The sequence below is a fragment of the Haematobacter massiliensis genome (assembly GCF_000740795.1).
GTDB classification, from domain to species: domain Bacteria; phylum Pseudomonadota; class Alphaproteobacteria; order Rhodobacterales; family Rhodobacteraceae; genus Haematobacter; species Haematobacter massiliensis.
Genome location: NZ_JGYG01000006.1, coordinates 22,385 through 37,750, shown reverse-complemented (window position 1 = coordinate 37,750; position 15,366 = coordinate 22,385). Strand labels below are relative to the sequence as shown.

The 15,366-nt window shown below is 60.4% G+C and carries 8 protein-coding genes and 2 pseudogenes; 6 read left to right on the top strand and 4 right to left on the bottom strand.

Annotated elements, in window-relative coordinates; all coding sequences use genetic code 11:
- Nucleotides 1–25: 25 nt before the first annotated feature.
- The 5 genes from CN97_RS09895 to CN97_RS20230 all read left to right on the top strand — a co-directional run bounded on the left by CN97_RS09895 (nt 26) and on the right by CN97_RS20230 (nt 8,661).
- Entirely contained in the window at nt 26–1,492 is a 1,467-nt protein-coding gene (locus CN97_RS09895; RefSeq protein ID WP_248700082.1) for an ATP-binding protein, read from the top strand.
- Nucleotides 1,489–4,383 carry a Z1 domain-containing protein gene (locus CN97_RS09890; RefSeq protein ID WP_035710658.1) on the top strand — a complete coding sequence of 965 codons (2,895 nt, stop codon included), beginning with the start codon at nt 1,489–1,491 and terminating at the stop codon, nt 4,381–4,383. The genes CN97_RS09895 and CN97_RS09890 overlap by 4 nt, the downstream gene beginning before the upstream one ends.
- Nucleotides 4,367–5,371, top strand: a complete 1,005-nt coding sequence (locus tag CN97_RS09885; RefSeq protein WP_035710655.1) for a PD-(D/E)XK motif protein — start codon at nt 4,367–4,369, stop codon at nt 5,369–5,371. Before CN97_RS09890 ends, CN97_RS09885 begins: the two co-directional genes overlap by 17 nt.
- Before the next feature lies 1 nt (nt 5,372).
- On the top strand, nt 5,373–7,178 hold the full coding sequence (locus CN97_RS09880; protein WP_035710652.1) for an AIPR family protein: 1,806 nt from the start codon (nt 5,373–5,375) through the stop codon (nt 7,176–7,178).
- A gap of 172 nt (nt 7,179–7,350) precedes the next feature.
- Nucleotides 7,351–8,661, top strand: a complete 1,311-nt coding sequence (locus CN97_RS20230; RefSeq protein WP_084684083.1) for an ATP-dependent nuclease — start codon at nt 7,351–7,353, stop codon at nt 8,659–8,661.
- Nucleotides 8,662–8,719: 58 nt separating this feature from the next.
- On the opposite strand, the gene CN97_RS09870 is transcribed toward CN97_RS20230, so the two are convergent.
- Nucleotides 8,720–10,258, bottom strand: coding sequence for a DNA cytosine methyltransferase (locus CN97_RS09870; protein ID WP_035710648.1), 1,539 nt, complete (start codon nt 10,256–10,258; stop codon nt 8,720–8,722).
- A 66-nt stretch (nt 10,259–10,324) separates the two neighbouring features.
- Between CN97_RS09870 and CN97_RS09865 the strand changes: the two genes are divergently transcribed.
- On the top strand, nt 10,325–10,777 hold the full coding sequence (locus CN97_RS09865) for a very short patch repair endonuclease (protein WP_035710646.1): 453 nt from the start codon (nt 10,325–10,327) through the stop codon (nt 10,775–10,777).
- Nucleotides 10,778–10,841: 64 nt separating this feature from the next.
- On the opposite strand, the pseudogene CN97_RS09860 reads toward CN97_RS09865, so the two are convergent.
- The 3 genes and pseudogenes from CN97_RS09860 to CN97_RS09850 form a co-directional block, all read right to left on the bottom strand.
- A pseudogene (locus tag CN97_RS09860) lies at nt 10,842–12,764 on the bottom strand (DUF2793 domain-containing protein).
- Nucleotides 12,765–12,773: 9 nt separating this feature from the next.
- Nucleotides 12,774–15,008: pseudogene (locus tag CN97_RS09855) on the bottom strand (baseplate multidomain protein megatron); the annotation flags it as partial.
- On the bottom strand, nt 14,974–15,366 hold the full coding sequence (locus CN97_RS09850) for a lysozyme (RefSeq protein ID WP_248700088.1): 393 nt from the start codon (nt 15,364–15,366) through the stop codon (nt 14,974–14,976). The gene CN97_RS09850 and the pseudogene CN97_RS09855, both read right to left, overlap by 35 nt.

Sequence of the window (15,366 nt, the reverse complement as noted above, 5' to 3'; positions counted from 1 at the left end):
AAATGCTCCCCCCCATGCCAGTTCGATGCTCGAGTCCCTTCGCGGTCTCGGCTATGCCACCCCTACTGCCCTTGCCGATCTTGTCGATAATTCGATCGCAGCGAGTGCGGGCGATGTCGCTATTCGTCTGGAATGGGCTGGACCGGAAAGCTGGATCAGGATCGTCGATGACGGTGAGGGAATGGACGACGCGGCCCTCGAAGCCGGGATGCGGCTCGGTGCGCGTGATCCAAGAAGTGAGCGTGCAGCCAGCGATCTTGGGCGCTTCGGCTTGGGGCTGAAGACTGCGAGCTTCTCGCAAGCTCGACGGCTGACAGTCGCAAGCCGACGCGCTGACGGACCGGTCGTTTGTCTACGCTGGGATCTGGACCTGATTGGAACGGAGCCCGACGCCGATTGGCCGCTTTTCGAAGGGCCCGCGCCTGGATCAGAACATCTGCTTGAGCCTCTTGGCCAGATGAAACACGGCACCATTGTCCTCTGGGAGAAGCTTGACCGTATCGTGACAGACGGTTTCGTCGCCAGCGACATGATCGAGCTTGCAGATCGCATCGACGCGCATCTTGCAATGGTCTTCCATCGTCTCCTCGACGGCCAGACACCTGCACTTCGCCTGCTTTTAAACGGGCAAGCGATCAGGCCCTGGGACCCGTATCTGATGGGCCATCCTGGCAAGGCGCTCGAAAGCCCCGAATATCGCATACTCCACACCACCGGCGTCACTGTTCAATGTCACGTGCTTCCTCATCGCGACATGCTCAAGACGAACGAACAGGAAGCTGCTGCAGGACCCGGTGGCTGGACGCAGCAGGAAGGCTTCTACGTCTATCGCAACAGGCGGCTGCTTCTCGCCGGAGGCTGGCTTGGCTTGGGCGATGGCGGCAAGCCATGGCCACGGGATGAAGCTCATCGTCTTGCTCGCATCCGACTCGACATTCCCAACACTGCCGACGCCGAGTGGAAGATCAATGTCCTGAAGTCGACGGCTAGTCCACCCGTTCGGCTGCGCTCACAGCTCCACCGTCTCGCCTCTGAAACCCGAGACACTGCCAGACGTGTTTTTGCCCACCGGGGTCACATCACCCCGGTGTCAGGCATTCGCTCGAGCGCAGTTGCCGACGCGTGGCAAGTGCGCCGAACGGCACAAGGGACATCGTACCGGATTGCGCGTGACCATGATCTCGTTGCTTCGATCCTCGACAGGGCAGGCCCGTTGAAGTCCGACATCCTCGTGCTTCTCAGGTTGATTGAGGAGACAGTACCGGTGCAGCGCATCTGGCTCGATACGGCAGAAGACAAGGAAACGCCGAGAACTGGATTTGCAGGGGCGCCCGACAGCGAAGTGATGGAAACCCTGTCTTCGATGTTTGAAGCCCTGGTGAAGTTCCGAGGGCTCAGCCCGACCGAGGCACGCGAGCGGCTGGGTCGCACGCCCCCATTCGACCGCCACCTAAATCTGGTTGCGGCACTTGAAGTGAAAGATGCCAAATGACGATTTCAAACCAGAAGGCCTTCGACTCGATCCTTTCCATGGCGCAGAACATGCTGCGACTCGCGGCAGAGCGCGCCCAAAGCCCGGTCACGCCGGAAATGATCGAGAAGGAACTCAACAAGCTTGCGATCATGATGGAGGACGATTTCGTGCTCGTCGATCGTGACGCGCTGGTTGATGAACTGATCCGGCGTTCAAGCCGCACCGTGGGCGACAATGCTACCCTTTCCAGCGGAGAGGACCATGTCGCGTGGCTTGATGCGGAGAGGAAGAAGGGCTGGACCTATTGGCAGCGCTACTCCGAGTACATGGAAGCGCGGATCCCATGGACCGCCCTCGATGCCCTCGATGTCGCCACGGACGAAGTCCTCTCACAGCTTGAGGACCCTACCAGGGAGGGTGCCTGGGATCGCCGCGGGCTGGTCGTCGGCCATGTCCAGTCGGGAAAGACCGGCAACTACACCGGCCTGATCTGCAAGGCTGCTGACGCCGGTTACAAGATCATCATCGTGCTGGCTGGTCTCCACAACAACCTCAGAGCACAGACACAAATCCGCCTCGACGAAGGGTTTCTTGGCTTTGCGACCATCGCTGACGCTGACGAGCTCCCTGCGGTTGGGGTGGGGCTGATCGACAAGGACGTGTCCGTCCGTCCAAACGCCGCGACCAATCGAAGTGAAAAGGGAGACTTCAACACTGCGGTTGCGGCGAAGATGAACATCAGCCCGGAACAGCGTCCGTGGCTGTTCGTCGTAAAGAAGAACAAGACCGTGCTCGAGCGGCTGCTCCACTGGATCCGCAACCGTGTCGCCAATCATGTCGATCCCGAGACCGGGCGCAAACTCGTTACGAACCTGCCGCTGCTCGTGATCGACGACGAGTCGGATCACGGTTCGGTCGACACTGGCGAAGACGTCGTGGATGAGAACGGCAACCCTGACCTTGAGCATCAGCCCAAGACCATCAACAGGTTGATCCGCTCCATCCTTCATCACTTTTCGAGGAAGGCCTACGTCGGGTACACTGCGACGCCTTTCGCAAACATCTTCATTCATGACCGCGGAGAAACACAGGAGCACGGACCGGACCTGTTTCCGGCTGCGTTCATCACGAACCTCGCAGCGCCATCGAACTATGTTGGACCGGGTCGCGTATTTGGGTCGGCATCAAGCACACCTGAGGAGTTGCCGCTCGTTCGCCCATTGACGGAAGAAGAGTTCCAGCCGTGGATGCCGAGCAAGACGACGACTTCGCCGGAGATCAAACCGCACAAGAACGGACATCGGCCCAGGTGGAAAGGTGAAGACCGGGTGCCGGACTCGCTCGCGGAGGCAATCCGATCATTCGTCTACGCCTGTGCTGTACGAAAGCTGCGCGGACAAGGTAACAAGCATTCTTCAATGCTCATCCACGTGACGCGCTACACTTCGGTGCAGAGTGAAGTGGTCACCCAGGTTGCCGAGTACGTACGAAACATGAAAGGCCGCTTCACCCGCGGCATCGAGCTTGCGGAACTCGAGGCGTCCATGTGCAAGGAGTACCAGGACACATTCGTTCCGGGAATGCAGGCGATCCGGTCGGCCCTGGTGGAAGGCGAAACTCTGACGGATTTCTCGTGGGATGATCTGCGCGCCGTCCTGCCGGATGTCCTTTCCGACATTCGTGTCCGTGAGATCAACGGCACTGCAAAGGACGCACTCGACTACGCCGAAAATGACGGCACCGGCCTCAAGGTCATTGCAATCGGCGGCGACAAGTTGGCGCGCGGCCTCACGCTAGAGGGCCTCTGCACGAGCTACTTCCTTCGAACTGCACGCATGTACGATACGCTCATGCAGATGGGGCGTTGGTTTGGCTACCGTGACGGCTATCTGGATGTCTGCCGCCTCTACACCTCCCAGGAAATGGTGGAGTGGTTCGGCCACATCGCCGATGCCGCCGAAGAGTTGCGCCAGGAGTTCGACAACATGGTCGCTGCTGGGGCAACGCCGAAGCAGTTTGGCCTTCGCGTCAAGTCGCACTCAGTGTTGACCGTGACATCGCCTGCCAAGATGAGAAACGCTCGGGCGATGCAGCTGACCTATTCGGGCGACCTCCTGCAGACCATCGTCTTTCCCAACCGCAAGGACGACATCACGGCAAACTTCAAAGCTACAGATCGCTTCATCGCTGCGCTTGGAACCTCGCGGGACTTGAATGACCAGTTCTATGTTCCAGAAAATCAGAAGTGGAATGGCCATCTCTGGCGCGAAGCACCTTCGCTCAGCGTCATCTCTTTTCTCCGAGATTACCGGACACACCCAGCGAGTTTCAGGATCATGAGTCCGCTGATTGCCGATTTCATCGAGGAAATGAACAAGGATGACGAGCTCTCGCGCTGGACGGTAGCACTGATCGGCAAGGATAGTGGCCCGGACGACAAGCTTCGAGAGATTGGCGGCTGTTCTGTCAACATGCTCCAGCGCAAGCGCACCACAGAACACGCTGATAGATACTCGATCAAGACCCTGATCTCCCCCCGTGATCAGGCCATAGATCTGACGGAAGCCGAATGGAAGGCAGCGTTGGAGCTTAGCCAGAAAACCTGGCGCAACGACACTGATCGGAACGAGGGCAAAGAGCCACCGTCAGAGCCTAGAGGTCCGCAGATCCGTCACATCCTTGGCCAAGGCATAGCAGAAGCAGGCATCGCAGCCCGCAGGGAACGCGGACTGCTTATGCTCTATCTGCTCGATCCTGACGGCGCGGGGGTCGATGAGTTGAAGGATGCAGACCCCATCGTTGCATGGGCAATAAGTTTCCCATCAAGCACTTCAGACAGAAGAGTCTCCAACTCGAGGTACATCGCCAATAGCGTGCTGTGGGGAGGCCTCAATGAGTGGGTGGACTGAAGAGGGACTGACGCGCGCATGGCGAGCACTCGCTCGACAGGAAGCCGCAGAAGACTGGCGATTTGTCCATCTGACAGACATGGGAGCGGTGTCCGTGGAGGCGGGGTGCCACTTTCCGCTCGGCCGCGAAGCGCTGATCGTTTCCTTTCCAGGATCCTCGCCGGTAAATGCCGCGCGGCTCCCGGAAGGAAAGGGCTTCGATGTCACCAGCATTGAGGGTCAGAACGCCTTCGCAGGGAAGACCGCCATCGCACTGGTACGAAGGCCGGAGGGGTCTCCGGACATTTTTGCCATCATGGTGGTTGATGTTCTGAGAACGCTCGAATTCTCAGCTGCAAACGCGACCAAGGACGTGATAGAGGCCTTTCTCGAGCGGGTCCGAGAGTGGCAGTCGTTCATGGCGCGAACCCAGCGCCCGCTCTCCCCAGACGCGCAGATCGGACTCTTTGGCGAACTCTGGATTCTTCGACGCCTCATCGATACCTCACTGGGCGCGGGTGCTCTGAACTGCTGGCAGGGGCCGCTACGAGCGGCACAGGATTTCCACGTTCGAGCAGGAGCGATCGAGGTGAAGAGCACAGTCCGTACTGGTAGCTTCCTCGCTCGCATCAACAGTATCGAGCAGCTGGATGACGATAGGGAGCCACTGTTCCTCTGCGCCCTCCGCTTCGAAGAGAATACGGACGGGATGTCTCTTGTCGATCTCGTGGCTGAACTCCGGGAGAAGTTCCGTCTAGCGGGAGTCCAGCGAGCTTTCGAAGCACTGCTCATGGTGATGGGATACCTCGACGAACATGCAGCTCTCTACGGCCGCACGCTCATCTTGAAGGACTCGAAAGCTATCCCTGTGGAGGGCGATATGCCGCGCCTCACACGCACCGCACTGCAAGCGGCCATCCGGTCGGCAGCCTATGTCCTCGACATTGACGCACTGGAAGTCCCTTATGCCGGAATGCCAGAGTTGATCATCGCATTTGGATTGGAATGATATGAGCCTTGAGGAATTCCACCGCAATTTCCGTTCCGATCTTCAAGCGACGATTGCAGAGCGTATTGAAGCTGGTGAAGGACCTTTTCCTTCGGAAGAACTCGTCTTTGCAGAAAAGGTGATGGAACATGTGGCAGAGACCGGCATCTGCGAAGAGCCCATAGTCTGTCACTGGAACGGCAAGGTCGGCAATGCAAAGCTGCGCATCACAGGCTATGCCCTCAGCGCTGACGAAACGGCCCTCGATCTTTTTGTCACCCATTACTTCGGGACTGAGAACCTTCAGGACCTGGTCGACTCAGATGCAACAGCCACCGCCAGCGAAGGTGTTCGCTTCCTATTTCGCGCGGCAAGTGGAAACCTTGATGCAAGGATCGACCCAACTCATTCGGTGCGAGACCTGGTTGCAACCATTCGCTCCAGATGGGGAGATATCGACCGCCTCCGTGTGTTCGTAATCACCGACGGCAAGACAAAGACCAAGCGTTTTTCGAACAAGGAAGTCCATGACAAGATGGTGGCCGTCGAGGCCATGGATATGGAGAGGTTGTTCCGGCATACCGATGGTAAACCCCGAGACGAGTTATCCCTTAGCCTCGTCCAGTCAATCGGCAGGCCGCTTCCTTGCGTCCACGTTCCTGATCCCGATGCCGACTACGAGTATGCCCTGACTGCAATTCCGGGACAGTTGATCCGCGATCTTTACCTGCGCTTCGGACCACGCCTCCTTGAGGCCAATGTCAGGACATTCCTCGGCACCAAGAAGGCCGTGAACAAGGGGATCGTCGAGACGCTTCGCAAGGAGCCTGAGCACTTTCTAGCCTTCAATAACGGCCTCGTGCTCGTTTGTGACGTTGCCGAATTCGAGCGCGCCGATGACGGGAATCTTGGACTCTCTTTCCTCAAGGGTCTGCAAATCGTCAATGGAGGGCAGACAACTTCGTCCATCTACTTCGCATCGCGTGATGACAGGACCATCGACCTGAGCCACGTCATGGTTCCGGCCAAGATCATCATCCTGAAGGGATCGCAGGACGATGCACGCGAACGGCTGATCAGCAACGTCTCTCGTTACGCAAACAGTCAGAACGCAGTGAAGATGTCTGATCTTTCGGCAAACCGGCCTTTCCACGTCCAGCTTGAAAAGCTCGCGAACGAGACCTGGTGCCCGGATGGCGCAACACGCTGGTTCTACGAACGGGCAGCGGGTGCCTACAATGTCATGCTGCTCAGGGACGGCAACACGCCTGCAAGGCGCAGAAAGCTTCAGGAAATGATTCCGCCGAAGCGCAAGCTGACCAAAAACGACATAGCGAAATACCACGAAGCGTGGCGCGGCAAGCCGAACCAAGTGGCGCTGAAAGGTGAGAAGAATTTTGCCGCCTTCATGAAGGCGCTTGATGAAGACCCATCAATCGTTCCTGAACCACTCGACGTGATCTGGTATCGGAAAATGATCGCAAAGGCCATCTTGTACAACTCGATCCAGCAAATGATCAATGCGAAAGCAGCGAAATCGACTTTCACACAAGCTTGGAGCGACATCGCCACTTACGTCTTAGCGGTGGTCTCGGACCGTCTTGGTGATCGGCTCGACCTCGAACAAATCTGGATGCGACAAGGGATTTCTGCTGGCTTGCGCGACCTTCTGTGGGACTGGGCCGTCGTCGTAAACGCCGAGTTCAACAGAATAGCTCCAGGCCAGCAGATATCAGAGGTGGCAAAACGCCGCGATGTCTGGGATCGAATTAAGTCGGCAGACTTCACACACCAAGTAGAGGGAATAAGCGAGATGAAGAGCCATTGAGCCAAACAGTTGGCTATGCCTCCAGAACTATCACATCATCGAGCGCAACGGGAAGAACGGTGTTTTATTTAGGGATTGTGACTTGGATACCTACAGCATGGATTTGCCCTTGAGCCACTCCAATCCCGTAAAGGACACTCAGGTCTTCCTCGAGGCCACTACAAGGTGAAAGATGCAAGAAGATCATAAACCTCGCCGAGTTCGCCAAGAATCAACTACTGATGTAGAGATGACCTCTGACCGTTCCCCAGAGTACTCGCCATCGGAGTTCGAATCGGAAACCGCCGCAGAAGCTTTCCATCGAGCGAGATCTGCTCCCGCCTCACATGGTGGATTCTCCGAGGTCAATTACACCAGCTGGGAACATGAAGAATCTGACTGGTCAATCGACTGGGTAAATTCACACACACCAGTCGTAACATATGAAGTTGAAGGACAACCTGCACTTCGAGAGCAGGACAGGCACACCTCCAAACCCAAGGTCACCTCTTCGAGAGGGGTGGTCAATGAAAGTGGAAGCACAAGGAGCGCGATAACTGACGGACATATCGCGTCCATTCAATTGAAGAACTTCAAGAAGTTCAGAGGATTTCGGCTAGATGCAGGCCCAAAGAATATTCTGACTGGAAAAAACAATGCTGGTAAGTCGAGCATCCTTGACGCGCTAAGGGTGACACACGATGTCCTTCGGTTTGCGTCTAGACGAGTGCCGGATCTAACTGAATTTGAGGGCAGAAGCTGCGCTTGCTTCACGCTGCCCACCACAGTACTAAGGATTCCAATAACAAACATTGCGTGGAACTACTCGGACAATCCGGCTTCAGTGCGTATAACCTTGAGAAATGGCGCGCAGCTTGTGATCATTCTCCATCCGGATCATCCAATCAAGGCTTACTTGCTTGCTGATGGGCCGCCGCCGAGAACAACCGCAGCCTTTCAACGCCAGTTCCCTTTATCGTTGGTGGTAGTGCCTACCTTGGGTCCGGTTGAAGAACGCGAGCACTATCTGACCGACAAGACCATCTCTAGCAGTGAGAATACGCGCACCGCACATCGGCACCTTCGGAATATCCTTGTACGACGAACAGATAGAGAGTTTCACGAGTTTTCAGAGAATGTTTCAGCCGCTTGGCCAGAGATAACTCTCGATCGCCCTAAAGTTTTTGGCAGCGGAGAGCCTCTGGAGATGATGTTCTTCGAAAACGGAATTCCGCGAGAGATCTTCTGGTCAGGATTTGGCCTCCAGGTTTGGATGCAGATGGTTCTTCAGTTCCTGCGTGGCTCAGCCAGTGCCGTCTTGATCCTAGACGAGCCGGATATCTATCTTCACCCAGACCTGCAGGTTCGAATGATGGATTTCGCTTCACAGAGATTTGGCCAGATATTCGTTGCGACCCACTCTTCGGCAATAATCAGTACTGCGAGCGCCAGCGAATTACTCATTATTTCAGCAAGAGAGGGTGCCGCAATCAGGGAGACTTGATAGCGAGACAAATCTTACCGATAGACAATGTCTGCACGCACGATGCATTTTCGCAAGACTAGACTCCGTCAATACCGGCTATCAACAGTCTGGCGATTTGACGTGCAAGATAGGGCGGCACTGCGTTTCCAACTTGCACATACTGCTGTGTCCGGTTTCCTAGGAAAAGGTAGTCGTCGGGAAAGGTTTGCAGTCGTGCCGCCTCGCGAACCGTCAAGCTACGGCACTGCAACGGATCGGGATGGATGAAGTAGTGACCATCCTTCGAGATATGGCTCGTGACAGTGGTCGATGCCTCGTCGGCGAGCTGGACGCGAAAACGGTCATTGAAGACACCGCTGTGCCAGTTGCGGTGGTCCGGGCTGAGCACCAAGGGAAAATCAGCCGCCTTCGGGCTGTAGCCACGGACAGACCCGAACACGGCCGCGAAGAGATAGCGGCCCAGATCCGACTTCATGTGCCCGCGGGTTTCGTGCTGAGCTATCGCGCGCAGGCCCGGCCGTTCCAGCCATCGCAGCAATTCATCGTTCGCGGTGCCATAGCCTTCGGGAAGCCACGAGGCCGTTCGAACAGCCGGTGGCGCAACTCGCATACGGCTTGATATGGACTGAAAGGCTTCACGAAGCGCTCCGTCATCCTTGCCCTTGTAGATGCTGGCTAACAGTCTTGCGGCATCGGTGACTTCTTGCTGCCACGCCGATGAGTCGTCGTGACCACGGCTGATGCCGCTGCGCAGGGCAGGCAAGGCGCCGATGATATCGCTGACCGTTCTGGTCTCTCCTGACACGGCGATCTCGGCACCTGCGGCTCGGTGCGCGAGATCAGAGCGGATCCCGACGATGATCACCCTGTGGCGGCGCTGTGGGACGCCGAACGCCTCGGCCCGGACAATGAAGTCAGATGGCTGCATCGCTTCGTTCAGGCTGGCCTTGCCATCTTGGATACGGATTGCACGCAGCTCGTAATGATGGTCACGCCCAGTACCGAGAGAGGACAGGTCCTCCATCAGCATCTCGAAGACCAGTCGGCTCTCGACCGTCGACGAGAGCATGCCCTTGACGTTTTCCATCACGAAGGCTGCGGGGCGAAGCTTGTCGAGGACCCGGATGTATTCACGGAAGAGATAGTGCCGCGCATCCTCCTCCGGGATATAGCCGACCTTGCCCCTCGACCGAGCGCGCCCCACGAGGGAATAAGCTTGGCAAGGCGGGCCCCCGATCAGGATTGTGTCGTCGTAAGCGGCTTTCAACTTCTCGATTGCCCGGTCGATTGCGGTCGCCGCGACTTCAGTACCGAGTTCGAGCGGACGCGCCTCTTCGACGGCGTGACGCCATGCGTGCGGATCGACGGCTGACCAGTCCGGCTCGGAAGCGAGTCCAGCGTGGAAATCGACAAACTGTGCCGGAAGGGTGCCATGGCTAGCGCGATGTTCCCGCAGGAATGCGCGCAAGGTCAGGGTTCGATGAGCCGACGCCTCCTTTTCGACCGAGATGCCGATCCGGAACGGCGCATGACCGTCCTCTATGAGGGAAGCGAACCCCTCGCCAAGTCCGCCCGGACCGGCAAACAGATCGACAATGCCAAAAGTGGAAGGCAAATCGGGCTCCTGACGAATTTGATCCAGCCGGTGTATACCAGGTTCAGGGACGAAGACCAGGATACAATGGCGGACATCGTCGATCAGCAGACCCGTTCCCGGATGATGTCCGGAATACGGGGAAAGAACACCAAGCCGGAGCTCGCTCTCAGGCGCGCATTACACGCGCGCGGCTTTCGCTTCCGGCTTCATTTCACCGGCGCACCCGGACGGCCGGACCTCGTGCTGCCAAAGCACCATGCAGTCGTCTTCGTGCACGGCTGCTTCTGGCATCGTCACAAGGGGTGTCGATACACAACCAGCCCCTCTACCCGACCGGAATTCTGGCAGGCGAAGTTCGCAGCGAACATTGCACGAGACAGCGCTGTCCGAAGAGAACTTGTAGAGGCAGGCTGGCGTGTCGCGACGATCTGGGAGTGCGCCTTGCGGAAGCCCGATCGGGTGAATGAGGTTGTCAGCAGGTTCGAAGAATGGCTGCGAGGAGGCGAAGGACAGATCGAGATCGGCGGCGAGGCCTGACATGGCTGTCATCGGAAGGAGATGGCCCGCATGGTCCGCTCATTTTCAGGTGCTTCTCGGCGTGTCAGAAGTCTGTCTCCAGGTAGACTCCGGCACAATCGAAGGCGACTGCGGCGGCGGTCGCCCCGGTGTTCAGGAACAGCCGCGGCGACAGGAACTGCGTCGCGGCGGGCAGGTCGGCGGTGATCTCCTGCTCGAAGACCGCACCGGAAACCTCGTCGACCACCCGCACCCAGACGGAACTGCCGTTCGGCGGTGCCGCGATAAACAGCGTCAGCACCCCGCCAGTCGCGATGGCGAAACTCGCCCCCATGTCGATCAGCGTGGGCGCGCCGGTGCCGTCGTTTGCGACCAGCTGCCAGCGGGTGTGGGTGCCGCGCTGGAAGCCGATGCCGATGCAGTTGATGGCGGCGGCCAGCGCCAGCGTGGTGGCGAGAGCGGCGGTCGATCCGTAAAGCCCGAAGAAGCCCATGCCGGTTGCCTGCAGCGTCGTCAGCGAAATCCGCGTGACGAAGGTCCAACCGCCCAGCCCCGCCGCGTTGCCGCGCCAGCAGGCCCAACCGGCAGAACGCTGCTCGGCCGCTGAGTCCACCACCGCCGCCGAAGTCAGCCGCCAGCGGCGCATGCTGGCGGCTAGGTTCGTTGCGGCAAGCGTGGGGGTGGACACGGTGCCGACCGAGGTGACGGGCAAGCCTTCGGTGGTGATCGTGGTGGTGACAGATGGTGACCAGTTGGCGATCCGGTTGACACCGAAATGCGGTTGCAGCGGGAAGTCTCGGCCGGAGGGGCGCATCACGTCGATCCACGGTGCCCCCGCCCGGTTGCGGGCATAGACGGCCGCCTTGCCGGTGGGCGGAGGGGATGGAGCGGCGCTGAGCCCCGGCAGGATTGTCGGCTGCGGCAGTTCCACCTGGCCGCTGGTGCGGTCGATCCTGATGGCATCGAAGAAGGCCGAGCCATCCGGACTGACCTTGAAGCTGAAATCGTCGTTGCCCAAGAGGCCGATCAGCGCTCGGGCCGAAAACCCGGTCTTGAAGGCGAAAGCTGCATCGTTCCCGGCCGCCGCCTTGTTGACCGTGGCCTCGATCCCGGCGCCTGCGTTGTTGAACAGGAGCGCCGGGGTGTTGACCGATACGCGGTTGTCGCTGTCGGCGGTCGCCCCGCCGAGGCCGAGAAGCTGCGCGGTCAGGTTTGCCTGGGGCATGCCGACCTGTGTCACCGCATTGGCGAAAGTTACGGTGGGCGTGTTCACCACCGTGGGGCCCCCGGCCCCTGCCGTGGCCGAGCCAATGTTGACGACCGTGGTCGATCCGGATGCGCCGCCAGTGCCGAGGTTCACGGTCTTGGTGACGCCGGTGGTCGTCGCCCCGGTGCCCATGCCGTAAGTGGCGGTCGTCGTCGCTGTGCCGATGCTGGCTGAGGCCGCCGAAACCGTGACAGTGCCCGAGGCGGTCAGCGTGCCGGAGAAGGTCTTATTGCCCGTGAAGGTCTGGGTGCCCGCGAGGATTGCCAGTTCGCTCGAGGTGTTCGGCAGGCTGTAGGTTCGGGTCGTGCCCGTGGTAATCCCCGACAGCGAAAACAGCACCTTCTTCGTCGGATCGGCGTCGCTGACGAGGCTGAAGATCGCGTCGGAAACGTCCTGGGGCACACCGACCGGATCCCAGGCGCTGCCGTTCCAGACTAGGAACATCTGTTCTGCCGCGATCCAGACCAGCCAGCCGGGGCGCGGAACAAGGCGCAGCCAGACGCCATCGACCCAGAAGGCCACGTTCAGATCCCACCCCGCCCAGAGGCCCGTCGCGCCGGATGCGACGAGGTGCCGGTCGCCATCAGCGGGGCTGGCCGGGGGCGTGGTGCGCGTGCGGTCGAGGACTGACAGTTGCACCATGGCGTCGAGCAGGCGCAGCGCCTCGTTGTGGGTGACATGCTTCTAGGATTGAGCCGCGAGAAGATATGGCAGGCCAAGATGGGTGGAGGTGTTGGACATGGCGGGCCTTCAGAACTGGAGAGTGACGGTGGCGGGATCGCCGCGACCGAGGCGGTTCGAGAGTTGGTAGATGCGGATCGCGAGTGACTGACCGGAACTGAGCGGCGCGCCCCAATCGGCGGCCTGCTGGGCAGCAGTGTAGAGGACGGATGTCGTGGTGCTGGTCAGCGTCCGCTTGACCGCTTCCCCGTCGAGGATCTGGACGTCATAGCTTTGCAGGTCTTCGGCCAGCGGCACCTCGACCTGCTCCCAGGCATCAGCCACCAGCGCGCGGGATCGCCGCGTCCAGCGGATCGTCAAATCGCCCGGGCTGCGCGCCGTGCGCCACGGCTGCGCGACATGGACCGGGGCGAAGGGAACGAGGCCGCGACCGGCTGGCGTGAAGGCCAGCGCGGTGTAGCTGGCGTCGCTGACGGACCGCGCCGCGGGGCCGATACGCCAGTTCCACGGCAGACCGAGATCGGCCTCCGCGATGGGCAGTGGGGCAAGGGCGGAATCCAGCACCACCACTCGTGCCCCGGCCGGGGTGGGATTGCCCATCGCAGCTTCGGTACCTCGCTGACCGCGCAGGATGCGGGTCAGGCGATAGCGGCCGGGGGCGATCAGTTCGGCGGCACCCGCCTGCACTATTTCCCAGAAGCCTGGCGCGGATTCCACCGCCAGCGCGTTGGCGCCGCCGAACAGGGTCAGATCGGTGACGCTTTCCAGCGTGCCTGAGACCAGATCGACGACCAGCGCATTTCCGAGATCGAAGCGCGAGGTCGGGCCCGGATAGAAGTCCGACACCAGCGTGCCGATCCTGGCGCGGCTGCCGAAGGTGGTCAGCAAGGCGAACCCATCCGCCCCCGGGCTGCGAAACACCGCCATCTCGCCTGGCCAGGGAACGGCATGCGCCGCGACCATTGGCCGGTGCGCGGGCTGGTCCTCGGAAAGCTGTGGCAAGTCCAGCAGAACCACATCCGGCGCACCGAAGACCACGGACCGGGTCAGCGATGCCGGGCGCGGATCGCCGGGCGGCAGGTCATAGGCACCGCGATCCTGGCGGACGGCCTCAACGCCCCGGCCATCGGAATCGGCGATGGACACAAGGCGCAACTCGATCTCGCGGCCATCATGCACAAGCCGGATCACGTCGGCGGGGTCCAGCGCCAGCCGTGAGGGCGGCAGGCGGAAGGTGGCGCTTTCGCGCCCGATCCAGGCTTCCATCAGCGCGCGGCGGCAGCGGCGTTCGGCCTCTTCGGGCGGGATCGCCATCGGGAAGGATTCGGACGCGATGCGGGTGGTGTCGACGGTAATGCGGCGAGATTCGACGAGCGCTGCGTCATAGTCCTCATCGGCGCGCGCGACCTGCCACTTCAGTGCCTGCGGCAGTTCGGTTTCCTGCGCGCGGACCAGTTCCAGCGCCTCGCCTTCGCGGGAGGCGACAAGGTCGTCATGGGCCAAGGTCAGAACCGTCGCCCGCCCGCGCATGACGAAGCGGATCATGCCCTCGGTCTCGATGACATCGAACCCGAAATGCCGGGCCAACGTGCTGATCGAGGACCGCGGGGCTTCCAGCGCAGTGATGGCATAGCCTTCTACCGCGCCCCAGAGGCCGGATACGTCGATCAACGCCTCCGGCATTCCGGCGCGCAGGCAGAGGTGGCGCATGAGGGCCACCAGCGACACTGCCCCCAGCCGCCCGGTCAGCCAGTGGCCAAGCCGCCAGTTCGGACCGTCGGTCCAGACGTCCGTCAGTTCGGGGAAAAACGGATAGGGTCGCGCATCCCAGGTCCACGCGGCGCATTCGGGGACGTGGACCATCCGGCCGCCATAGACGGCGGAAATCGGGTTGTTGGCCGGGTCACCCCAATGCAGGTAGCTCGCCTCCAGATAGGCGCGCTGGATCGCGTCGTCCCGCCAGCCGCGCGAGAAATAAGGCGTGAAGCTCTCGGACGACTTCGGGTCGAAGAAGACATTGGGCTGGTTCGTACCCCGGTCGATGGCCGGGCAGCCCAGTTCGGTGAAACGGATGGGTTTCGATTGCGGCACCCATGCGGTGGCCAAGCCGCTTTCCACCCCGCCCGGCCGGTTGTAGTGCGGGTTCGTCCACCAGGCGCGGATATCCTTGGGGCGAAAGACCCAAGGCTTGGCCGCCGCACCATCGGTGATGGGCGTGCGGATCTGCGCGGAGCGGTCAGCGGCGCTGGCATAGAACCAGTCGAACCCTTCACCGCCCGCGATATTCGCCTGCAGATAGGCACGGTGCAGCGGCGGCGCGGTTGCCCGCGTTCAGGTGGCGGGTCAGCGACGCTTTCGCGATGCCACCGGTATTGTAGTGGAAGCTGACCAACGCATCGAACTCGTGCGGCTCCAGCGGCACCTTCACGGCGCGCAGAACTTCGGCCTCGTAAGCGGCGAGGTCGGTGCGAAAGACCCGAAAGGCCTCACGGATCCCCGCATCGAGATCGGCAGGCATGCCGCGGGGCAGCCGCGCGGGATCGGGCGGACCGGCGGCAGCGGTGTGGCCAATGCCGAAGGTCCAGATGTTTTTGACGTCGAGATAGGGTCCGGGAACGAGTCCTTCGTGCCGGACAAGAGCCAGCAGGCCCCGATCAGTCAT